The organism is Nocardia barduliensis (assembly GCF_013315795.1).
GTDB classification, from domain to species: Bacteria; Actinomycetota; Actinomycetes; order Mycobacteriales; family Mycobacteriaceae; genus Nocardia; species Nocardia barduliensis.
The window spans coordinates 215,077-234,990 of record NZ_JABLTE010000001.1; the positions used below are offsets into that span (position 1 = coordinate 215,077).

24 protein-coding genes are annotated in these 19,914 nt (G+C 69.3%); 15 read left to right on the forward strand and 9 right to left on the reverse strand.

Going from position 1 to position 19,914, the window contains the following annotated elements; all coding sequences use genetic code 11:
- Window positions 1–5: 5 nt before the first annotated feature.
- The 3 genes from HOV91_RS01110 to HOV91_RS01120 form a co-directional block, all read right to left on the reverse strand.
- Complete coding sequence (locus HOV91_RS01110; protein WP_043733208.1) at window positions 6–278, reverse strand: hypothetical protein; 273 nt, start codon at window positions 276–278, stop codon at window positions 6–8.
- 122 nt (window positions 279–400) lie between these two features.
- Complete coding sequence (locus tag HOV91_RS01115) at window positions 401–1,210, reverse strand: tetratricopeptide repeat protein (RefSeq protein WP_174183484.1); 810 nt, start codon at window positions 1,208–1,210, stop codon at window positions 401–403.
- Between the two features lie 45 nt (window positions 1,211–1,255).
- Window positions 1,256–2,041: a hypothetical protein gene (locus tag HOV91_RS01120; RefSeq protein WP_174183485.1), complete on the reverse strand. Its 786-nt coding sequence runs from the start codon at window positions 2,039–2,041 to the stop codon at window positions 1,256–1,258.
- Between the two features lie 205 nt (window positions 2,042–2,246).
- On the opposite strand from HOV91_RS01120, the gene hemB reads away from it, so the two are divergent.
- From hemB to HOV91_RS01150, 6 genes are all read left to right on the forward strand, one after another.
- Window positions 2,247–3,224 carry a porphobilinogen synthase gene (hemB, locus tag HOV91_RS01125; protein ID WP_174183486.1) on the forward strand — a complete coding sequence of 326 codons (978 nt, stop codon included), beginning with the start codon at window positions 2,247–2,249 and terminating at the stop codon, window positions 3,222–3,224.
- A gap of 5 nt (window positions 3,225–3,229) precedes the next feature.
- The gene (locus HOV91_RS01130; protein ID WP_174183548.1) at window positions 3,230–3,745 is read left to right on the forward strand and encodes a hypothetical protein; all 516 of its coding nucleotides are present in this window, start codon (window positions 3,230–3,232) and stop codon (window positions 3,743–3,745) included.
- A gap of 323 nt (window positions 3,746–4,068) precedes the next feature.
- The gene (gene mce1N / locus HOV91_RS01135; protein ID WP_174183487.1) at window positions 4,069–4,542 is read left to right on the forward strand and encodes a transport-regulating membrane protein Mce1N; all 474 of its coding nucleotides are present in this window, start codon (window positions 4,069–4,071) and stop codon (window positions 4,540–4,542) included.
- Window positions 4,539–4,799, forward strand: coding sequence for a hypothetical protein (locus HOV91_RS01140; protein ID WP_174183488.1), 261 nt, complete (start codon window positions 4,539–4,541; stop codon window positions 4,797–4,799). Before mce1N ends, HOV91_RS01140 begins: the two co-directional genes overlap by 4 nt.
- Window positions 4,800–4,856: 57 nt before the next feature.
- On the forward strand, window positions 4,857–5,087 hold the full coding sequence (locus HOV91_RS01145; protein WP_174183489.1) for a hypothetical protein: 231 nt from the start codon (window positions 4,857–4,859) through the stop codon (window positions 5,085–5,087).
- Window positions 5,088–5,256: 169 nt separating this feature from the next.
- Window positions 5,257–5,478 (forward strand): hypothetical protein, encoded by a 222-nt coding sequence (locus HOV91_RS01150; RefSeq protein WP_174183490.1) that lies wholly within the window; start codon window positions 5,257–5,259, stop codon window positions 5,476–5,478.
- A 21-nt stretch (window positions 5,479–5,499) separates the two neighbouring features.
- Here the strand turns inward: HOV91_RS01150 and HOV91_RS01155 are convergent, their stop codons facing one another.
- Window positions 5,500–5,886 carry a hypothetical protein gene (locus HOV91_RS01155; RefSeq protein WP_217439164.1) on the reverse strand — a complete coding sequence of 129 codons (387 nt, stop codon included), beginning with the start codon at window positions 5,884–5,886 and terminating at the stop codon, window positions 5,500–5,502.
- 192 nt (window positions 5,887–6,078) lie between these two features.
- Between HOV91_RS01155 and hemL the strand changes: the two genes are divergently transcribed.
- The 8 genes from hemL (at window position 6,079) to HOV91_RS01195 (ending at window position 13,593) form a co-directional block, all read left to right on the forward strand.
- The gene (hemL, locus tag HOV91_RS01160; RefSeq protein WP_438822620.1) at window positions 6,079–7,398 is read left to right on the forward strand and encodes a glutamate-1-semialdehyde 2,1-aminomutase; all 1,320 of its coding nucleotides are present in this window, start codon (window positions 6,079–6,081) and stop codon (window positions 7,396–7,398) included.
- Between the two features lie 356 nt (window positions 7,399–7,754).
- Window positions 7,755–8,405 carry a histidine phosphatase family protein gene (locus tag HOV91_RS01165; RefSeq protein ID WP_174183550.1) on the forward strand — a complete coding sequence of 217 codons (651 nt, stop codon included), beginning with the start codon at window positions 7,755–7,757 and terminating at the stop codon, window positions 8,403–8,405.
- Window positions 8,402–9,043, forward strand: coding sequence for a TlpA disulfide reductase family protein (locus tag HOV91_RS01170; RefSeq protein WP_174183492.1), 642 nt, complete (start codon window positions 8,402–8,404; stop codon window positions 9,041–9,043). The genes HOV91_RS01165 and HOV91_RS01170 overlap by 4 nt, the downstream gene beginning before the upstream one ends.
- The gene (locus tag HOV91_RS01175; protein ID WP_174183493.1) at window positions 9,040–9,291 is read left to right on the forward strand and encodes a hypothetical protein; all 252 of its coding nucleotides are present in this window, start codon (window positions 9,040–9,042) and stop codon (window positions 9,289–9,291) included. The genes HOV91_RS01170 and HOV91_RS01175 overlap by 4 nt, the downstream gene beginning before the upstream one ends.
- A gap of 40 nt (window positions 9,292–9,331) precedes the next feature.
- Complete coding sequence (locus HOV91_RS01180; RefSeq protein ID WP_174183494.1) at window positions 9,332–10,168, forward strand: cytochrome c biogenesis CcdA family protein; 837 nt, start codon at window positions 9,332–9,334, stop codon at window positions 10,166–10,168.
- Window positions 10,165–11,835: a cytochrome c biogenesis protein ResB gene (resB, locus tag HOV91_RS01185; RefSeq protein ID WP_174183495.1), complete on the forward strand. Its 1,671-nt coding sequence runs from the start codon at window positions 10,165–10,167 to the stop codon at window positions 11,833–11,835. The genes HOV91_RS01180 and resB overlap by 4 nt, the downstream gene beginning before the upstream one ends.
- Before the next feature lie 2 nt (window positions 11,836–11,837).
- Window positions 11,838–12,803, forward strand: coding sequence for a c-type cytochrome biogenesis protein CcsB (gene ccsB, locus HOV91_RS01190; RefSeq protein WP_174183496.1), 966 nt, complete (start codon window positions 11,838–11,840; stop codon window positions 12,801–12,803).
- 136 nt (window positions 12,804–12,939) lie between these two features.
- The gene (locus tag HOV91_RS01195) at window positions 12,940–13,593 is read left to right on the forward strand and encodes a Uma2 family endonuclease (protein WP_246349642.1); all 654 of its coding nucleotides are present in this window, start codon (window positions 12,940–12,942) and stop codon (window positions 13,591–13,593) included.
- Window positions 13,594–13,636: 43 nt separating this feature from the next.
- Here HOV91_RS01195 and HOV91_RS01200 read toward each other — a convergent pair whose 3' ends face one another.
- The 3 genes from HOV91_RS01200 to lppU form a co-directional block, all read right to left on the reverse strand.
- Entirely contained in the window at window positions 13,637–16,789 is a 3,153-nt protein-coding gene (locus HOV91_RS01200) for a tetratricopeptide repeat protein (protein WP_174183497.1), read from the reverse strand.
- Window positions 16,786–17,235, reverse strand: a complete 450-nt coding sequence (locus HOV91_RS01205) for a hypothetical protein (RefSeq protein ID WP_174183498.1) — start codon at window positions 17,233–17,235, stop codon at window positions 16,786–16,788. The genes HOV91_RS01200 and HOV91_RS01205 overlap by 4 nt, the downstream gene beginning before the upstream one ends.
- Window positions 17,236–17,603: 368 nt before the next feature.
- On the reverse strand, window positions 17,604–18,248 hold the full coding sequence (gene lppU, locus HOV91_RS01210) for an LppU family putative lipoprotein (protein WP_174183499.1): 645 nt from the start codon (window positions 18,246–18,248) through the stop codon (window positions 17,604–17,606).
- A gap of 312 nt (window positions 18,249–18,560) precedes the next feature.
- Between lppU and HOV91_RS01215 the strand changes: the two genes are divergently transcribed.
- Window positions 18,561–19,169 carry a DUF8020 domain-containing protein gene (locus tag HOV91_RS01215; RefSeq protein WP_174183500.1) on the forward strand — a complete coding sequence of 203 codons (609 nt, stop codon included), beginning with the start codon at window positions 18,561–18,563 and terminating at the stop codon, window positions 19,167–19,169.
- A 176-nt stretch (window positions 19,170–19,345) separates the two neighbouring features.
- Here the strand turns inward: HOV91_RS01215 and HOV91_RS01220 are convergent, their stop codons facing one another.
- Window positions 19,346–19,552: a hypothetical protein gene (locus HOV91_RS01220; RefSeq protein WP_043733248.1), complete on the reverse strand. Its 207-nt coding sequence runs from the start codon at window positions 19,550–19,552 to the stop codon at window positions 19,346–19,348.
- Window positions 19,553–19,674: 122 nt separating this feature from the next.
- Window positions 19,675–19,884 (reverse strand): BldC family transcriptional regulator, encoded by a 210-nt coding sequence (locus tag HOV91_RS01225; RefSeq protein ID WP_040783886.1) that lies wholly within the window; start codon window positions 19,882–19,884, stop codon window positions 19,675–19,677.
- Window positions 19,885–19,914: the final 30 nt, after the last annotated feature.

Below are 19,914 nucleotides of genomic sequence, written 5' to 3' on the forward strand. Positions count from 1 at the left end.
GGCTCTCAGTACCGCTTGCGCATCAGGGTGCGGACCATGGTGCAGGTGGCGTCGGAGGGCGGCCGGATGCCGATCACCTCGGCGGTGTGCCTGATCCGCTTGTTCGTGGCGTAGCTCGGTGCGTAGACGCCCGAGTCGAGCAGTGCGATCGCCAGGCGCATCGCCTTGAGCCGCCGGTTGTGCAGGACGTACCACGCCCGTGGACGGCCCGCGGGCAGCGGACGCTTCTGCAGCGGGGCGTAGGGGCGATCGATGAGAACGGTTTGCGGTGTGCGCATTGGCATCCCTCCCGTGGCGATCGGGGGCGGCGAGCCCCCTCGAACGTATCTTCGATTCTACCTGGGAGGTCCGACAAATAAGGCTGGCCACAAAGGTTTTCACCTGCCTCGCCGACCTCGGCTCACAGATCGTGCAGTAGCCGCAGCGACTGCGGATGCCCCAGCGCGGCGGCCCGTTCGAGCCACTGCCTGGCCTCCCGCTGCGCGGGCGTGCGGCCGGTCGCGATGGCGGCGGCCGTCCGCAGCACCTCGGGGTCGGCAAAATCGCCTGCCAGGTAGGGCGTGTTCGTGGCGCGCAGCAGCAGCGCGAGGTGGAACATCGAATCCGGGTCGCCGGCTTCGGCGCCCGCGCGCAGCCACCGTTCGCCCTCGGCTTGCTCGCCGCGGTCCAGATGCAGCGCGCCGAGCACCGCCATCGCGTCCGTTCTTCCGCGGCGCGCGGCCTCGGTGAGCAGCTCGATCGCGCGGTCGAATGCGCCGCGCCGCGCCAGGTGCAGGCCGAGACTGCGCATGGCCGTGGGGTTTCCGGCGCGGACCGCGCGCTCGTACCACTGCTCGGCCTCCTCGTCGCGGCCGCGCCGATTGGCCAGAACGCCCATGTTGCAGAGGGCTTCGGGCAACCCTTGCTCGGCGGCGGGCCGCAGCCAGCGCTCCGCCTCGTCGAGATTTCCGCGCTCCACGTGCAGCAGGCCGAGCTGCACAGCCGCGGGCTCGTTGCCGCGCGCGGCGGCGGTCTCCAACCAGCGGATTCCCTCGCCGATCCGGCCGTCGGCCCCCAGCAGCGCCCCGAGCATCCCCATCGCGGGCACGCTGCCGCCCGCGGCGGCCCGGCGCAACCAGTGCTCGGCGCCCGCCGCGTCGCCCGCGTCCCACAGCGCTTCGGCGCGCCGCTGCATGGCGAGCAGTTCGACCTCGCTCGGCGGCTCGGTCATGTCAGCACCCCGCCGCGCGAGTCACCGCGGAAATCACGCCACCCATCATCGCGCCTGCTCGACCGGAGCACGGTAGCCGTACTCGTGCGCGTAGTCGGTCAGCTGCGCGTCGTAGTTGCGGAGGCTGTCCAGCAGCCAGGTGTGCCCGGTGTCCTTGACGACCACGATCGGCCCGCGGCTGCCCGGCGGGAGGGTGGGAACGGAGCCGTCGAGATACCACGACGTGGTGGACCACGGGAAGATGAAGGCCCAGCCGATGTCGGTGACCCGCTGCGGCGGCCCGAGCTGCAAAGGATCGGCCGGGGTGGCATGCCGTGCGCTGTGCGCGGCGAGCAGATGCCGTGCGCTGTTGCGGGCCACCCGCACGTCCAGCGGCCCCGAGGTGGTGTTCGGGAACGGCACGCTGACGTCGGCCCAGGCGCGCAGGTGTCTGCCCGCCTCTTCGTTCACCTGGCACGGCCTGCTCTGCAGGCGGACGAGGACGGTGCGGGCGGTGTCGGAGAACCGCAGTTGCACGATGGCGTCCTCGGTGCCGCCGACCAGGTGCGTCCCTCGGCTGCGCAGCCATTCGGGCTCGTCGGGGCGGATGCCGAGCGTGGCGAAGGCGACGTGCGCGATCGGCATCACCTCGGGTTCGGCCGATTGCCGCGCGACGAACTCCACGCTGAAATTCCGCCCGGTGGCGTCGGCGGCGCGCCAGGCGCGTAGCGCGGTCGCGGGCGGGAGCGTGCCGCCGGTCAGTGCCGGCCACCAGTCGGCCAGCAGTACCGCCACCCACGACTCGAAGTCGGCGGCTCTGGCCAGCGAGATATCGACGTGTGGATCGGTCATGCTGTCCCCCAGCGGGTCTCGCCCCTAGTCGGAGTATGCGCCTTCCCGCGGGGTGCCACGTGTGATTTCACACACCGTTATCAGTCGGATGACATGTCCGATCGGGGGTTGCGGGCGGTAGCTGTCCCAGAGGGCCGGGGCGAGGGCTCCGCCGCACCCCCGGGCGCTCGCGACAGCCGTCCGCACCGGGCGTATCGTGCGATTCATGACCGGAATGGACCGCCCGCGGCGGTTGCGCCGTACCCCGGCTTTGCGTCGTCTCGTGGCCGAAACCACACTGGAACCACGGCAATTGGTGCTGCCCATGTTCGTGGCCGACGGCGTGGCGGAGCCGCGCCCCATCAGCTCGATGCCAGGGGTTGCGCAGCACTCGCTGGACTCGCTGCGCAAGGCGGCTGTCGAAGCGGTCACGGCGGGCGTCGGCGGCATCATGCTGTTCGGCGTGCCGCGTCCGCAGGACAAAGACGCCGTCGGCAGCGCCGCGAGCGATCCGCAGGGCATCCTCAACCGCGGCCTGCGGGCGCTCGCCGAAGAGGTCGGTGACTCGACCGTGGTCATGGCCGACACCTGCCTGGACGAGTTCACCGACCACGGCCACTGCGGTGTGCTCGCCGCCGACGGCGCGGTCGACAACGACGCGACGCTGCGGCGCTATGTCGAGATGGCGCTGGCGCAGGCCGAGGCGGGCGCCGACCTGCTCGGCACCAGCGGCATGATGGACGGCCAGGTCGGCGCGATCCGGCAGGGCCTGGACGCGGCCGGTCGCATCGACACCGGCATCCTGGCCTACTCCGCGAAGTACGCCTCGGCGTTCTACGGGCCGTTCCGGGAGGCCGTCGGTTCCTCGCTGGAAGGCGACCGGCGCACCTACCAGCAGGACCCGGCCAATCGCCGGGAGGCGATCCGCGAGCTGGAGCTGGACCTGGCCGAGGGCGCGGACATCGTGATGGTCAAGCCGGCCATGTCGTACCTGGATATCCTGCGCGAGGTCGCCGATCGTTCGACGGTCCCGGTCGCGGCCTACCAGATCTCCGGTGAGTACGCGATGATCACCGCCGCCGCCGAGCGCGGCTGGATCGATCGCCGCGGCGCCATTCTCGAGTCGCTGCTGGGTATCCGCCGGGCCGGCGCGGACATCGTGCTCACCTACTGGGCCACCGAGGCCGCGCACTGGCTGTCGTGACGAAGATGGCGGGACCGTTCGCCGCGGGCCCGGTTCGTCCTCCGATGCCGGAGGACGTCGGTACCGCGCGGCAGCTGTGGTGGGGTGTGGTCGGATTCGGCGTCGTGCAGTTGATCGCCTCGATCGTCGCCGCGCTGGATCGGCGGCGCGCCTTCGCCGAAGAGGTGTTCGAGCAGGCCAGAGTGCAGGACCCGAAGGTCACCATGGCCAGTGCGGAGCTGATGGTCTCGCTGGTCTATGTGGTCGTCGTGCTGATCGGGCTGGGTGTGGCGGCGCTCGCGCTGGTCGTGGTGTACCAGTTCGGGCGCGGCAAACCGTGGGCGCGCACCGTGCTCACGGTGCTCGGCGCGTGGGTACTGGTGCTCGGCGTCGGGGCGCTGTTCGCCATCGACGCGGTGACCGGAACGGCTTCGCTGATCGCGGGGGGCGCCTCGATCGTGCAGGCCGTCCTCGCGGTCGGCGCCATCTACCTGTCCCATCGGCCGGAGGCCACCACATACTTCCAGCCGGGCAGGCGCTGAGCCGCGGATGGAACACGTTCCCAGTTTGTCCGAGACAGTCCGGCATGTATGGTGAGGGTTGTCACAGTGGACGTGGGAACCGGTAGTCGTTCGTCGTGCGTTGTCGCGCTTTACGTGCGGGAACTCGGCGAATGGGTCCGGAGGATCGGAGGCATCGATGCGAGTGGTGATCCAGCAGCCGCACAGCATTCGGCGGGATCTGGCCGTCTTGAGCCTGCTGATTCTGTTCGCCGTGCTGACCGTCGCCGTGCTGTTGCTGCCCGGCTTGACTCGCTGATCTCGCTTCTCGTCGTGTTGCCGCCCGCTCTCGCCAGGGGGCCGGCGTGACCGTCCTGTTCACCGAACCGGGCGCCCGCTGGCGCACGGTCGCCTACGGACCGATCCTGTGCTCGGCCGTTCTCGTTCTCGAACTCGTCACCGGTGGCGCCGTGCACTGGTTCGCCCTGCTGTTCTGCTCCGCGCTGATCGCGGGTTTCGTCGCGCTGCAGGTGCTCGCCGGCAAGCGGCACGTCAGCGTCGAGCTGACGACGGAGACGCTGCGTTCGGGCACCGAGTCGCTGCCGCTGAGCTCGATCGCCGAGGTCCTTCCCGAACGCGACGAGGACTCCTGGGACGACGAAGACTGGGAGTCGGCGCGGGCGCTCGGTGAGCTGACCGGCGTACCGCGCCGCCGCACCGGCATCGGGCTGCGGCTGGCCGACGGCAGCCTGGTGCAGGCATGGGCCAGAGACCATCGGGCGCTGCGCACGGCGTTGACCGAGGCCGTCGAGCGCAGTGCGGACGGAGTGGACCGTTGAGACGCTGGATAGTCGCGGTGCTCGTGGAAGTGGACCTGTTCGTTCTCGCGCTCGTGGGGGCCGTGCTCAGCGCGAGCGCCGGTGTGCGCGCGACCGATTTCCCGCCGATGGGCGACGCCCCGGGTTTCACCGCCACTCGCTACGTGGCGCCTTGGTGGCTGCTGGCCGCGGTGCTCGTCGCGGTGGGCGGGGTGCTGGCCATCGACGCCTCGGCCCGGCTCGTGCGCGGTCTCCGTGGCGCACGGGCCGAAGGCTGAACGGCGCGAGCCCGCTCGGAGCCGTTTGATCCGGCGAATCGCGGGAACGCCGATCGCATGAAACCAACTGTCCAGCGAACACTTTTCGGCGCGGTGGCGGCCGGTGTGGTCGGCGCGGCCGCGCTCGCGCCCGCCACCGCGTCCGCCGAAGCCGTTGCGGCAGATTCCGTTCCGGCGACACCGGTATTCGCCGCCACGCCGCCCGCGCCGTTGCTGCACGCGCTGCCCACGCCGCTGGCGTGCCTGGTCACCACCGGGTTCGCCAAATTTTGCCTGGGCATCACGTAGCCACGGATTGCCTGCGAACCCCTGCGTACGGCGCGCCGACCAGTTACCGTGCAACCGCGCGCCGTCCGGCGGCCGATGTCCGTCGACCGCGCGCTTTGGCTGGAATGGCCCTGTGGCCGTTAGTATTTCGGCCGTAGTTGAAACGCGTGTCGATGAAGGAAAGTGTTTGATGAACCGGTTCGCCGTGAAGATCTGTGCCGCGTTTGCCGTGGCCGCCGCCCTCGGGATCGGGGCCGCACCCGCCGGCGCGAGCCCGGGCCTGCCGCTGGAGGACGCCAGCCCCGTCGACGCGCCGATCCTCGTGCCGGATTCCGGTTCCGCGGGCCCCTACAACGGGTTCATGTGCTTCCTGCACACCATGTCGGCGCAGGTCCCCTGCATGTACGCCTGACGGCGGCGGCGCGGCGCCCGCTCAGTTCCAGTGCTGATAGATGTCCAGCACGCGGCCGTTGCGGGCGCCGGGCGCATTCAGATAGACGGTGACCGTCCCGTCCGGACGGCTGGCCGCCTCCAGCACCACTTGGCGCAGCGTGGCGTGCACCTGTCCGCGCTCGTCGCGGTAGATCGCGGAGTCGCTCTTCAGCCCGGCGCCGATCCGGTTGGGCGGGACGACCATGGTGACCAGGGCGGGAATCGGTCCGCCAGCGAGCGCGGTGGTCGCGGAGTGGTCCAGCGGGATGGCCAGCCGCGCCTGATCGAGTTGATCGAACGGCTGCGCGGCGGCCGACCCGGCGCCGAGGGCGACGGTGGCCCCCGCGACGACGGTGAGCACACCCACGCTGACGATGGCAATCCGCATGCAGACCCTCCCGAACGATGGACGAATGTGAGCTGAGACTACGCACCGGCAACCATTCAGCGATCGAAATTCGCGCGAAGCTCACCTCGGCGTGTTGCCGGGCGGCTGCGGCCTGCATCACTGCACTACACCCTGTCGTCGAACCGATTTTCCGGTGCTGAGAGACTGGAACGCGTGAGTTCTTCTCCGCGCGTGACCAGTGCCGCTGTGCCGGTTTCCGCTCGACTCTTCGACCGGGCGAGTTCGGTGATTCCGGGTGGCGTCAACTCCCCGGTGCGGGCTTTCCGATCCGTCGGCGGCACACCGAGATTCATCGCCTCGGCCGACGGCTGCACGCTCGTGGACGCCGACGGCAACGAGTACGTCGACCTGGTTTGCTCCTGGGGCCCGATGATCCTCGGTCACGCGCACCCCGCGGTTGTCGAGGCGGTGCGCCGCGCGGCGGGCGACGGTCTGTCCTTCGGCGCGCCGACCGAGGCCGAGATCGAGCTCGCCGAGGCGATCGTGCGGCGGGTCGCGCCGGTGGAGCGGGTACGGCTGGTGAACTCCGGCACCGAGGCCACGATGAGCGCGGTCCGGCTGGCCCGCGGCTACACCGGCCGCACCAAGATCATCAAGTTCGCCGGGTGCTATCACGGTCACGTCGACGCCCTGCTGGCCGACGCGGGCTCCGGCGTCGCCACGCTCGGACTGCCCACCTCGCCCGGCGTGACGGGCGCGCAGGCGGCCGACACCATCGTGCTGCCCTACAACGACCTCGACGCCGTCGCCGCCGCGTTCGCCGCGAATCCCGGCGCGATCGCCTGCGTGATCACCGAGGCGGCCGCGGGCAACATGGGCGCGGTCGCGCCGCTGCCCGGATTCAACGCGGGCCTGCGCGCGCTCACCGCCGAACACGGCGCGCTGCTCGTCATGGACGAGGTGATGACCGGCTTCCGGGTCAGCGGTGCGGGCTGGTTCGGCCGCGAAGGCGTCGCGGGCGATCTCTACACCTTCGGCAAAGTGATGAGCGGCGGCCTGCCCGCCGCCGCGTTCGGCGGACGCGCCGAGATCATGAACCACCTCGCGCCGCTCGGGCCGGTCTACCAGGCGGGCACGCTGTCCGGTAACCCGGTGGCGGTGGCCGCGGGGCTGGCCACGCTGCGCGCGGCCGACGACGCGGTCTATGCCGCCCTCGACCGCAACGCGCAGCGGCTCGGGGATCTGTTCTCCTCGGCCCTGAACACCGCAGGGGTCGGGCACCAAGTCCAGTTCGCGGGCAATATGGTGAGCGTGTTCTTCGCCGAACGCCCGGTCACCGATTACGCCGCCGCCAAGGCGAGCGAGACCTGGCGCTACCCAGCGTTCTTCCACGCCTTGCTCGACGGTGGCGTGTACGCGCCGCCGAGCGCGTTCGAAGCCTGGTTCGTCTCCGCGGCGCTCGACGAGGACGCGTTCGACCGTATCGCTGCCGCCTTGCCCGCCGCCGCGCACGCGGCGGCGGCCGCCACCCCCGAAGGATCCCGCGCGTGACCTCCGACCTCGATCAGCCCGATGCCGACCGGCGCGAGCTAGCCAAGCTGTCCGCCGAGCCGGATGTGCCCGTGACCAACGGCGCGACCGCCGTGGCCATCGATGCCGTCGCGGAAGCGACCGTGATCGACGCGGGTGAACAGTTCGCCGCCGCGAGCGCCGGGGACCGGTCCGCGACCGTCGAGCGCGAGACATCGAGCCTGGTCGACGCGGGAGCGCAGTTCGCCGCCGCCGCGGCGGCGGACGCGCAGGTCGTGGCGGCCCGCAAGGGGGCCGAGGCCGCTTCGGCCGCGAACGAGACCACCGGGACCGAACCGGCCGAACGCGCCGAGCGCCGGCCCCGCGCCGCCGAGCGGGTGCACGACGGCGGCGCCGCTCCGGTCGAGACCATCGTGCACGTGCTGCGGCACGGCGAGGTGCACAACCCGAACGGCATCCTCTACGGCCGCCTGCCCGGCTTCAGCCTCTCGGTGGCGGGGCGCGCGCAGGCCGCCGCGGTCGCGCGGACTCTCGCCGATCACGACATCGCGCTGGTCATCGCCTCGCCGCTACAGCGTGCGCAGGAGACCGCCGAGCCGATCGCCGCGCAGCACGACGTGATCGTGCGCACCGACGAGAACCTCATCGAGGCGGGCAACACCTTCGAGGGCCTGCGCGTCTCGGTCGGCGACGGCGCGCTGCGCAAGCCGCGGCACTGGTGGAAGCTGCGCGACCCGTTCACCCCGTCCTGGGGCGAGCCCTATCTGCAGATCGCGCACCGCATGTTGGCGGCGGTGAACAAAGCCAGGGTCGAAGCGGCCGGGCGCGAGGCGGTGCTGGTATCGCATCAGCTGCCGGTGTGGACGCTGCGGCGCTTCCTCCAGGGGCAGCGCCTGTGGCACGACCCGCGCCAGCGGCAGTGCTCGCTCGCGTCACTGACCTCGCTGGTCTACCACGGCGACACCCTCGTCGACATCGTCTACTCGGAGCCCGCGGGCGGCTCGGACCCCTCGGTACACGGCGCATGATCCGCTCCACCGCGTTCCCCCACTCGCCCGCGACACGCACCGGGCGGGTGCTGCCGGTGCTGCTCGCGTGCGTGGCGCTCGTTGCCGCGCTCGCGGGTTGCTCGACCGGTTCGGACGCGGTGGCCTCGGGCGGCACCTTCGAATTCGTCTCGCCCGGCGGCAAGACCGACATCCGCTACGACCCGCCCGCCGCCCGCGGCACCATCGGCGAACTGGCCGGTCCGGACCTGATGACCGCAGGCAAGACGATCTCCGTCGAGGACTATCCGGGCCAGGTCGTGGTACTCAACCTGTGGGGCCAGTGGTGCGGTCCGTGCCGCGCGGAGGTGCCCGCCCTGGAAAAGGTCTACGAGGCGACCAAGGACAAGGGTGTCGCGTTCCTCGGGATCAACGTCCGCGATCCGCAACAGGACAAGGCCCAAGACTTCGTGGTCGACAACAAGGTCGGCTACCCGTCCATCTACGACCCGTCGATGCGCACGCTCTTGGCGCTCGGCGGGAACTTCCCCACCAGTGTCATCCCCACCACGCTCGTCCTCGACCGGCAACACCGGGTCGCCGCGGTTTTTCTGCGGTCCCTGCTGGCCGAGGATCTCCAACCAGTAGTCGAACGAATCGCCGCGGAGGAACAACAGTGAATCGCGACCGCCGTACCCGCCACCTGCGCGCCTGTCGGCCACGGCAGGGCGCCCGACGCATCGGCGGCGGATGGGCCGTCGACGACCGGTGGGCGGGCATCGCCACCGTGCCGCGCAGCGTCGCCGCCGATTCCCTGCTGGATTTCGCCGTCTTCGACGGAGCCGAGGAACCCGCCGCCACCGAGCGGAAGGTGTCGTTGCGCCGCGGCACCCGAGCGCCGGAGGACACGCGGGAGGAATCGGTGTGACCTGCGAGCACACCGCGCCGGGTACCGGTGAGGACCTGTGATGGTGCTCGCCGGGGTCGGTGATTCGTTCCAGCAGACGGCGGCCTCCGGGCCGCTGCTGCTGGCACTCGGCGCATGCCTGCTCGCGGGCCTGGTGTCGTTCGCCTCGCCGTGTGTGGTGCCGCTCGTGCCCGGATACCTGTCTTACCTGGCCGGGCTGGTCGGTGCGGAAGCGCCACCGGCCACCGTCGCGGAGGCCGGAGGCGCCACACGGGCGGGCACGACGACCGCCACCCGCCCGCCGCGCACCGGACGGATGCGGGTCGCCGGTGCGGCCGGGCTGTTCGTCGCCGGTTTCACCGTGGTCTTCGTGCTCGCCACCGCGACGGTGTTCGGCGTCATCCAGACCCTCAACGTGAACCGGGAACTGCTGCAACGCATCGGCGGCGTGGTGACGATCCTGATGGGGTTGGTGTTCATCGGCCTGGTGCCCGCGTTGCAGCGGGACACCCGGATGGAGCCGCGCAGGCTCACCAGCATCGTGGGCGCGCCGCTGCTCGGCGGAGTGTTCGCGCTGGGCTGGACACCCTGCCTCGGCCCGACCCTGTCGGGCGTCATGGCGGTGGCCGCAGGCACCGACGGAACCACGGCCGTGCGCGGGGTCGCCCTGATCGTCGCCTACTGCCTTGGGCTCGGTCTGCCGTTCGTCGTGCTCGCGTTCGGGTCGGCGAGCGCGCTGCGGGGCGTCGGCTGGCTGCGCCGCAATTCCCGCACCATCCAGGTCATCGGGGGCATGTTGCTCGTCGCGGTCGGCGCCGCGCTGGTCACCGGGGCATGGGACCAGTTCGTCGCCTGGGTGCGCGATGCGTTCGTCTCCGAGGTGACCTTGCCGATATGACCGTGACCGACCAGCCGACGACGGACACCTCCGCGCGGCCCCCGCGGCAATCCTGGGCCGGACGGGCCTGGGCGTTCCTCCGCAACACTTGGCGCGGGCTCACCAGCATGCGCACGGCCTTGGTGCTGCTGTTCTTGCTCGCCTTGGCCGCGATCCCCGGGGCGCTGCTGCCGCAGCGAAACCTCAACGAGCAGAAGGTCGAGCAGTACATCGCCGACCGGCCCACGCTCGGCCCGTGGATGGACCGCTTCGAACTGTTCGACGTGTTCTCCAGTTTCTGGTTCACGGCCGTCTACGTGCTGCTGTTCATCTCCCTGGTCGGTTGCATCCTGCCGCGCACGGTCGACCACTACCGCGCCCTGCGCACGCGGCCGGTGCGGGCGCCGCGCAATCTGACCAGGCTGCCGCACCACTACTCGGACTGGGTCGAGCAGTCGCCCGCGGCAGTGCTCGACCACGCCCGTGCCCAGTTGCGCGGCTGGCGCACCGAGGTCCGTCCCGGTCCGCGCGAGGGCGAACTGGCGCTGTCGGCGGAGAAGGGCTACACCCGCGAGCTCGGCAACCTGGTGTTCCATCTCGCGCTGGTCGGACTGCTGGTCGCCATCGCGGCGGGCAAGCTGTTCGGCTACGAGGGCAGCGTCATCGTGCTGGCGAACAACGGCCCAGGCTTCTGCACCACCTCGCCCGCGGTATTCGACTCGTTCAAGGCGGGCAACGTCAACGACGGCACCGGGATGACGCCGATCTGCGTGCGGGTCAAGGATTTCCGCGCCGATTACCTGACCAGCGGGCAAGCCGAGATGTTCACCGCCGACCTCGCCTACCAGGCGGGCGACGACCTGCGGACCGACACATGGCGCGACACCCAGGTGCAGGTCAACCATCCTTTGCGCGTCGCGGGCGACCGGCTCTATCTGCAAGGCCACGGTTACGCGCCGACCTTCACGGTCACCTTCCCGAACGGCCAGACTCGCACCGAGTCCATCCAGTGGCGTCCCGACGACGCGACGACGTTCCTGTCCAGCGGCGTGCTGCGGATCGACCCGCCCGGCGGCATGTACGCCACCGACGAGGAGCGCCGGAAGAACCAGATCGCGATCGAGGGGCTGTTCGCGCCCACCGCGATGTTCCACGGCTCGCTGCTGTCGTCGGCGTTCCCGGCGATGAACGATCCGGCCGTTGCGGTCGACGTCTACCGCGGTGACACCGGCTTGGACACCGGAAAGCCGCAGTCGTTGTTCGCCCTCGACCCGGAGCAGGTCAAACAGGGGCGCTTGATCAAGGAGGCCAGGGTCAATCTGCGTCCCGGCGAGTCGACCACCCTGCCCAACGGCACCAAGGTCACTTTCGACGGCGCGCAAGAGTTCGTGAATCTGCAGGTCTCCCACGACCCGGCCCAGCAGTGGGTGCTGGTGAGCGCGCTGCTGATGATGGCGGGGCTGCTGCTCTCGCTGCTGATCAAGCGCCGCCGGATCTGGGTGCGGGTCTACCCGGCCGAGGACGCGGCCGGTACCGTGGACCAACGACGCACTGTAGTAGAGATGGGCGGGCTCGCCAGGACCGACCAGGCGGGCTGGGGCGGCGAGTTCGACCGGCTGCGCGCCCGCCTGCTCGACACGGACGCCGAGACCACCGCGGCGCGGGGCGCCGAGACCACGGGAGAGTAACCATGCCGATCGACGAGTCCATCGCCAGGTACAGCGATTTGTCGTTCAAAACGGCGATCGTGGTGTACGCGCTGGTGCTGATGCTGCTGATCTGGCAGTACGCGACGGCGCGCAGTCGTCAGGTCGCCGAGCGTGAACTGGTGACGGTGGGCGGCGGCTCGACACCGCAGGGGCCGGGGCGTATCCCCGAGCCCGTGCGGCGGCCGCTGTCGGAGCGACTGGGCAATATGGCGTTCTCGGTGCTGCTGGTCGCCATCGCGCTGCACGTGGGCGCGATCGTGTCGCGCGGATTCGCGACCCACCGCTTCCCGCTGGGCAACATGTACGAGTTCGTCACCATGGCTACGGCGGCCGCCGTGCTGGTCGGAGTGGTGTTCCTGCGGGAGCAGCGCTATCGCGGCATCTGGGGCTTCGTGCTGGTGCCGGTGCTGCTGCTGCTGTTCCTCGCGGGCACCGTGCTCTACGCGGACGCGGCGCCCGTGGTGCCCGCGCTGCGGTCGTTCTGGCTGCCGCTGCACGTCACCATCGTCGCGATCGGCAGCGGTGTGTTCCTGTTCGCGGGCGTGGCGAGCCTGCTGTTCCTGTACCGCCTGCGGCAGCCGGACGGTCAGGAGTCGAACAACATCTTCGGCGCCCTCGCCCGCCGCCTGCCCGACGCCCGCACCCTGGACCGGCTGGCCTACAAAACCACCATCATCGGCTTCCCGCTGTTCGGCGCCGGTGTCATCCTGGGCGCCATCTGGGCCGAAGCCGCCTGGGGCCGCTTCTGGGGCTGGGACCCGAAGGAAACCTGCTCCTTCATCGCCTGGGTCCTCTACGCCGCCTACCTGCACGCCCGCGCCACCTCCGGCTGGCGCGACACCAAGGCCGCCTGGATCAACGTCGCCGCCTTCGTCGCCATGCTGTTCAACTTGTTCATCATCAACATGGTGATCAGCGGGCTGCATTCGTACGCGGGGCTGAACTAGCCCGTCTGAACTGACCCTCGCCCTCGTTCACCTGCTCGCCCTGATTGGGCTCGCCGGAACGTAACGGGTACTTCCATGGCTCTCGGCCGGAGAAACGAGTATCCGTCGTGGCCGGATCGGCCATTACGATTGCGGCATGTCGCTTCCGCCCATCGAGCGGCCGGACCTTCCCGAGTTGATGACGTGGGAGGAATTGGAGCAACTCCCCGAGGAGATCGCGGGCCAGATCGAATTGTGGGACGGCCGTGTGGTCTGGGTACGGCGCGGCCCCGGCGAGCATCAGGTCTTCACACGCCGCCTGACGAACTCGATCGAAAGCTGCGCACGAAAGTCGATGTCGGAGGAGCCGGAACACTGCTGGCGGGTCAACCTCGAGACCAATGTGTTCCTGGGTCGCACAGGAAAGTCCAACTTCCTGACGCCGGACTTCCTCGTCCACCGCTGCCTCGATTCGCCCTATCAGGACGTGCGGGGGAGTGATGTCCTGCTGGTCGGTGAAGTGCTGTCCCCGTCCAACACGCAGACCGACATAGAAGCGAAGAAAGGACGGTACGCCAGCGCCGCCATCCCGTGGTACTGGGAAGTGTCCCTGGCCCGCGAGACCAGCGCGATCGCCACTGTCCGCGCTTACGGCCTGGACATCGGCCACGCTCAGCTCCCGGACGGAGTCCACCCGCTCCGCGCCGCCAACTACATCCTCGCCGCCGAGTGGACCCACCAGAACCCGGACGGAATCGAGTTCGACTTCCCGTTCCCGATCACCATCCCGTGGACAGAACTCGAATACTGACGAAAATCGCGAGCAGGCACGAAGGTCGAGGCGCGACCGGTGCTCATGGCCCGCGCCATTCGGTGGAGAGATGCTGGAGCAACTCGCTGAGAATTTCGCGGGCCTGCGTCAGCCGGTACTGGTATGCCTCGGGCACCTGCTCGGCCAGCGCACCGAACAACGTGATCGATTCTTGGATAGCGGTGAGGCCCGCTGTCATGTCGATCTTCGCCCGAGAAGTGTTCTGTGCGAAGAAGAGGAGGGATTCGGCGCGGCGCTCCGGGTTGGCGCCGGGGTCGGCCTCGGCAAGGCGCCGGTGCAAGGCGACGGCTTCCCGGCCGGTTTCGAGTGCTTCGGGGTGGTGCCCCAGCCGGCCCAAGCGAATCCCCAGGCTGGTCAGGGTCTCCGCCAGTTCGGTCAGGTAGGCGTCGGGGTTGGTTTCGGACAGTTGCCGGAAAAGGGTGACGGCTTCCTGCGAGGCTTCGAATGCTTCGCGGTGATGGCCGAGATCACCCAACCGGATGCCGAGGTTGTTCAGCGACCTGGCGAGATTCTGCAGATGAGTGTCGGGGTTGCGCTCGGCCAGCTGCCGATAGAGGGCAACGGCCCCCCGGACGGTCTCGACTGCCTCGTGCGGACGGCCGAGATCACCCAGCCTGCTCCCGAGGTTGTTCAGTGAACTGGTCATGCTCGCCAGGTAGGCGTCCGGATCGGATTCGGCCAAGCGGCGGTAGAGACCGACGCCTTCCTGCGCGGCCTCGAGGGCTTCGTGGTGATGGCCCAGCTGGCCCAGGCGGAGACCGAGTTGCGTCAACGCCTCCGCGAGTTCGGAGAGGTAGGTGTCCGGGTTGGCTGTGGCCAGGCGGCGGTAGAGGCTGACGCCTTCCCGCGCGGCTTCGAGCGCTTCGTGGTGGTGGCCCAGCCGACTCGATCGCGAGCCGAGTTGCATCAACGCCTCCGCCAGTAGGGGCAGGTGGGCGTCGAAGTCGGCTTCGGCCAGCTGTCGGCTGAGGGCGACGGTTTCTTGCGCCACGTCGAGTGCCTCGCGATGGCGGCCCAGTTCACCCAGCCGGATTCCGAGGTTGTTCAGCATCCGGGTGAAATCGAGTAGGTGGGTGTCGGGATCGGTTTCGGCGAAGTCTCGGTAGAGGGTGGTGGCTTCCCTGACCGCGTCCAGAGCCTCGTAGTGGCGGCCCAGCGCACCCAACCGGGTGGCGATGTTGTTCAGCGGGCTGGCGAGCTCGACCACGTGGCGCGCGGGGTCTGCCTCGGCCAGACGGCGGTAGATGCCGACGCCTTCCTGTGCGGCGTCGAGCGCTTCGTGGTTGCGTCCCAGTCTGCCCAAGCGGATCCCGAGTACGGTCAGCGCGTTCCCGAGTTCGGGCAGGTAGGTCTCGGCCTCGGTTTCCGCCAACCGGCGGTAGAGCTCGACGGCTTCCTGTACCGGGCCGAGCGCCTCAGTGTTGCGACCCACATCACCCAATCGAGTCCCGAGGATTTCGAGCGCTGCGGCGAGGAACGGTCCGTAGTGGTCGGGATCGGTGTCGTTCAGCGACCGGTAGAGCTCGGCGGCTTGTTCGGCGGCGGTGAGTGCCTGCTGGTATCGCTGGGCGGCGCGCAACTGCCGGGAGTATCGCCGGTAGAGATCGGCACGTTCGGCCGGGTCGGTGGTCGAGGCGATGCGGTGCGGAAGCAGCGCGGTGTCGAGGGCCGTTGTGGCGGTGGTGGTGTCGAGACCGGGATTGTCGGTGAGGTGTTGCTGGATAGCGGTCAGGATGTCGGGTGTGATGCCGGGGAGGCCGGCCAGCCGGGTCAGCGTCGCGCCTCCGGTCGTGGCCGCCAGGGCGGGGTCTCGGTGCAGGCTCGGGTACAGCAGTGTGGGTGCGAGGTGGGGCCAGCGGCCCGCGGCTTCGACCAGCCGGACGATCGCGGCGCTCACCCAGGGCGGTGTCGCGCCGTCGCCGCGGCGGACGAGCTGGTGGGCGGCGTCGACGGTCCAGGGGTCGGCCGGTAGTGCGTCGTCGGCGGGGTCCGGATTACCCGGGGTGTTGAGCGCGAGGAAGTCTTCGCCGAGCCGATCGGGTTGCAACGGGGTGAGCACGCTGGTCCTCGTCGGGGGATAGCACAGGCTGTGGTCGTCGACGATGCGCCCGGCGTGGGCTTCATCGACCGCCAGCCCGACGGAGCTGAGCAGGCTGCGAGCGTCGGAGTGGGACATACCGCCGGTGAGGGTCGCCAGATGAACGACGCGGCGCATGACCTCGGGGCTGGTGGTGATGAGTTTCCGCTCGAATCGGTCGGCCCAGTCGGTGTATTCGAGTCCCAGCAGGTAGGCCGACACCGCCGCGGGGTCGTGGCCGGGGGAGACATTGCGGATGCGGGAATGGATGGCCGCCAGACCCGCCATCTGGATGGACAGCACCGAATCGAACCGTGGGTCACCGAGGTCGATGCCGACCCGGTAGCGGTTGGCGGGCAGGTCGCGCAGCTGCAACGCTCGCGAGAATCCGGTGACCGCGGTGTCGAAGACCGACGCGCGGTCGAACCGTAACCCCAACGGCGCCAGGGCCGCCACGCTGGTGGCGACGCCGAGTTCACGCAGACGAGCCGACAGTGTCGACCACCAGTAGCCGGTGGCTCGCGCCAGCAGCAGCACTCGCGCCTTCACGCCATCGGAGGTGATCGTGCGCAAATTGGTGACCAGCGAGGCCAGGTGCGCGACCGGCCAGCGGTGCGCGTCGTCGACCACCAAGAGCACCGCGTTGCGGTCGGTCAAGGTGATCGCGCCGGGCAGGCCGCTCGCTTCGGTGGTGTGGATCGCCCGCCACGCGGCCCACCCCGTGGCGGTGGCGTTCTCGCAGAATCGACCGGCCAGCCGGGATTTTCCCTCACCGCCCGCGGCGTGTACCAGATGCACCGCGATGGGCTCCGGTGCGGCCAGCCAATGGTCGAGTTCGGTGAGCTCGCTGTCGCGGCCGAGAAACCGGACCACGCTGTAGCGCGGTTGTAACAGCAGCGACGGCTTGGCCCGCGCCTGTTCGACGGGCAGCTTCTCCGCGCGGGGGAACGGCTCACACCAGTACCGGTGACCGGAGTCGGCGCGATCGGTGATGGTGACATCGCCGACGACGTGCCGGATGGAGATGACGCTGCCACCGATGCTGCTGTCGCTGAGCTGCTGCTCCGGGTGGCGACTGCGCCACCAGCGCCGTTTCATTCGCCGATGTCGACGGCACCCGCACCGTGGATACGGTCGACCCGCCCGGCGACCGTGCTGTCGGTGATCGTCAGGTCGGTCGCCGGTTGCCTCGGGCGGCTCGGCGCACCGGGAGCGCGCGGCGGCACCGCTCCGGGCCTGGACGCGCCCCGGCGGATGGTGACCGGTCCGGTGACGTCGGTGATCGTGGAAACGCCGCCGCCGATGACGGACCCGGTGATGGAGGTGCCGCCGGGCGACGGGACTGCCCGGCCGCCGGCATCGCGCCGCGCCAGGACCACGCCGTAGATCGAGATCGCCAGCGCCGCGATCCCGACGAACATCCCGACGACACTGGCCAGTTTGTCACCCTCGTCCAAGCCGAGCGACACGAACAACCAGATCCCGAGCCCGATCCCGGTCGCACCGAGAACGATCAGAACCCCACCCCACAGCTTGTTCCGCACGCTTTCAGTATCAACCAACCCGACCGGCGATACGACCGGAAACGGGCAGCTGGTGCCCCTTCGGGAGGCCAGAACGTTATTTCGCGGAACTATATGGTTTTTATTGGTCCAAAGATCCGCAAAAGTGATGAGTACGAACCAAATCGGGTTACGCTTCGAAATTCGGCCGCGACAGCGCCATCGATCTGCATCATGATCGAACGCAATGTACACGCTGATAACACGAAAAATTCGCGAGCCGAAGCGCTGTCGCGTGGCGTCCGCCCAACCTCTCTGGCGGGGGCGGGCTTCACAAAGCTGTTAATGACCTCGTCTGGCCCGCACCGCAGGGGCTGGCGACAGCGTGCGCGAGCGAGTCCGCGAGAAGGTCAGAGCCGGGCCACGCAGACGACGAAATGCCGCTGCTGGTAAACGATCCCGCTGTCGGCCGAGCCGCAGGCGTTGACGTCGACAGTGTTCTGCTTGACATCGATCACCCGGACCGCGCCGGGCGCGGGGGCCGCGCAGTCCAGGCGCTTGGGATTGTCGGGCGTGAGTTCCATGCAGCCGCCGACCACCCAGTCGATGTCCAGGCACAGCGCTGCCTGCGCCGCGCCGCGCAAGGTCTCGTTGTAGGTGCGGTCGGCGTCGGTGGGGCACGCGGCGTTCGCCAGCGCCTTCTCGATGACCTTGTAGACCGAGTTCGCGCTGCCACAAGCGGTTTTGTCGATCCCGCCCGCGCCGCTGAACGATACGCAGTCGCCGATGTTCACCTGCAGGCTGGTGGCGCTCTTGTTCGCCGCGCCGCGCATCGCCGACGTGGTCGGCAAGGCCTCCGTGGTGGTCGGCAGCGGCTCCTCGGTGGTCGGCGGTGGCGTCGTGGTCGGCGCGTCGGCGGTTTGGGCGGCCTTGGCAGGCTCGTCGGCGGGGCCGGTCATCGAGACCGCGGCGAAGACCACGAGGGCGGCCGCCAGCCCGGTGCCGACCATGAAGGCGGCCAGGGTGATACCGGCACGGACACGTTGGCGCGACACGTCACGTCCTCCAGAGCTGTAACCCTTCGAACCCACCTAGCGACCCGAAGTTGTGAATCTTGCGGATTGAAGACCACGCCATGCATACACTACGGGGCGCGTCCGCGTCGAGTTCTCCTTCCCGGAACCACCCATCGGCCCGGGGAATTCACCTGCTCGGCGCCGTGATCGGCCGAAGTGATCACAATCGGATAACGAACCTGTGCGATCAGGTGTGCCGGCTGCCAGGTCTGGAAACAAGTCACGGGCGCTGTACAGTCACACGCCATCCGGCCTCCGGAGCCGGGTATCTCGGTGAGAAGGAATTCCAGAATGAAGTTCGGCACTATTGCTGCCATTGCCCTCGGAGCGGTTGCCGCAGTGGGCATCACCGCGGGCGCCGCGAACGCGCAACCCGTAGAACCGGATCGAGAGATCACCACAACCGGTGTCGAGCAGGGGGTCGACTACCGCACCACGGTCTCCCGCGAGACCGGTGCGATCAACACCGCTGTCGAGCACGGCACCTTCGCGGTGGTCGACGACGGCACCAAGATCAAGCTGACCTCCGACACCGGGGCCGTGGTCGCGGAAGTGCCGCTGACCTTCGAGGTTTCCGGCAGCAAGCTGTCGGTCGCGCACGAGATCAGCGACAGCGGACGGCGTCTCGCGCTCACTCCCGTGGCCGATGCCAAAGAGATCGGCGAGATGCAGCCGATCAGCTCGATGAACCGGCTGATCGCCGAACTGAACAAGAACGTCGTCGGCGTGGTCGGTGGCGCGCTGCTCGGCGGTCTGCTCGGAGCCCTGATCGGCCTGGGCTTCTTCAGCATCATCACCGGCCCGATCGGCCTGGTCGTCGGCGCGATCGCGGGTGGAGCCATCCAGGGCGGGCAGCCGTTCATGGACGCGCTGATGGCGGTCGTCAACGGCGAACCCTGATCGGTAGCCCGCGGGATCGTGGGGGCAGGCGCACCGCAGCGCGCCTGCCCCGCACGTACCGGGTTGTCGAATCGGCCGTGCCGCCGGAAGGGCGCCACGGCCGAGCCATGGGGTACAGCGAACGCGCGATCGCCGGATGATGCCGGGCGCGTGCTATCGCGCGTGATGCCGAACGATCAGCGCTCGGCGGAACCGGACTCGCCGTCACGGTGCTGGCGAGATAGTCGCCAGAGGAACTCCGGGTCGTCGTCGGGTCCGATGACGCGCTTGCGCTGTGGTGAACGCGTTTGCGGGGCAGTGGGTCCAGTCCGTTCGGGGCCGAACGCCTTCCAGCACAACACCGCTATCGCCACCACAGCGATGAGTGCCAATAGGTACGTCACGTCGCTCACCTCCTGGTTACGAGGGTAGTCGCGGACGTGACTCCAGCACACCGCAGACGCGAAATTGGTCTGCGGGCGAGCGCGGACCCGAGCACGACGAGTCCGCGCGCCCTGCGATCAGATCAGCGTGCGGTCGCCTCGGTGGTCAGCGACTTGAGCAGCTGGAGTACTTCCGATTCGCGGAACCGGCGATGTCCGCCCGGTGTGCGCAACGACCCGAGGCGCCCGGCATGAGCCCAGCGCGTCACGGTCTTGGGGTCGACGTGGAACAGGGCAGCAACCTGGCCCGGAGTCAGCAGGGTGTCCTGGCCGCCGACGGTGATCGCAGTCATAGCAAACCTCTCCGTTCTCGACAGTTCCCT

What these genes read in the sequence shown, in the direction of transcription:
- HOV91_RS01110 (WP_043733208.1), bottom strand. Translation starts at nt 278, where the DNA reads ATGCGCACACCGCAAACCGTTCTCATCGATCGCCCCTACGCCCCGCTG.
- HOV91_RS01115 (WP_174183484.1), bottom strand. Translation starts at nt 1,210, where the DNA reads ATGACCGAGCCGCCGAGCGAGGTCGAACTGCTCGCCATGCAGCGGCGC.
- HOV91_RS01120 (WP_174183485.1), bottom strand. Translation starts at nt 2,041, where the DNA reads ATGACCGATCCACACGTCGATATCTCGCTGGCCAGAGCCGCCGACTTC.
- hemB (WP_174183486.1), top strand. Translation starts at nt 2,247, where the DNA reads ATGACCGGAATGGACCGCCCGCGGCGGTTGCGCCGTACCCCGGCTTTG.
- HOV91_RS01130 (WP_174183548.1), top strand. Translation starts at nt 3,230, where the DNA reads ATGGCGGGACCGTTCGCCGCGGGCCCGGTTCGTCCTCCGATGCCGGAG.
- HOV91_RS01145 (WP_174183489.1), top strand. Translation starts at nt 4,857, where the DNA reads ATGAAACCAACTGTCCAGCGAACACTTTTCGGCGCGGTGGCGGCCGGT.
- HOV91_RS01150 (WP_174183490.1), top strand. Translation starts at nt 5,257, where the DNA reads ATGAACCGGTTCGCCGTGAAGATCTGTGCCGCGTTTGCCGTGGCCGCC.
- HOV91_RS01155 (WP_217439164.1), bottom strand. Translation starts at nt 5,886, where the DNA reads ATGCGGATTGCCATCGTCAGCGTGGGTGTGCTCACCGTCGTCGCGGGG.
- HOV91_RS01170 (WP_174183492.1), top strand. Translation starts at nt 8,402, where the DNA reads ATGATCCGCTCCACCGCGTTCCCCCACTCGCCCGCGACACGCACCGGG.
- HOV91_RS01180 (WP_174183494.1), top strand. Translation starts at nt 9,332, where the DNA reads ATGGTGCTCGCCGGGGTCGGTGATTCGTTCCAGCAGACGGCGGCCTCC.
- resB (WP_174183495.1), top strand. Translation starts at nt 10,165, where the DNA reads ATGACCGTGACCGACCAGCCGACGACGGACACCTCCGCGCGGCCCCCG.
- ccsB (WP_174183496.1), top strand. Translation starts at nt 11,838, where the DNA reads ATGCCGATCGACGAGTCCATCGCCAGGTACAGCGATTTGTCGTTCAAA.
- HOV91_RS01195 (WP_246349642.1), top strand. Translation starts at nt 12,940, where the DNA reads ATGTCGCTTCCGCCCATCGAGCGGCCGGACCTTCCCGAGTTGATGACG.
- HOV91_RS01200 (WP_174183497.1), bottom strand. Translation starts at nt 16,789, where the DNA reads ATGAAACGGCGCTGGTGGCGCAGTCGCCACCCGGAGCAGCAGCTCAGC.
- HOV91_RS01215 (WP_174183500.1), top strand. Translation starts at nt 18,561, where the DNA reads ATGAAGTTCGGCACTATTGCTGCCATTGCCCTCGGAGCGGTTGCCGCA.
- HOV91_RS01225 (WP_040783886.1), bottom strand. Translation starts at nt 19,884, where the DNA reads ATGACTGCGATCACCGTCGGCGGCCAGGACACCCTGCTGACTCCGGGC.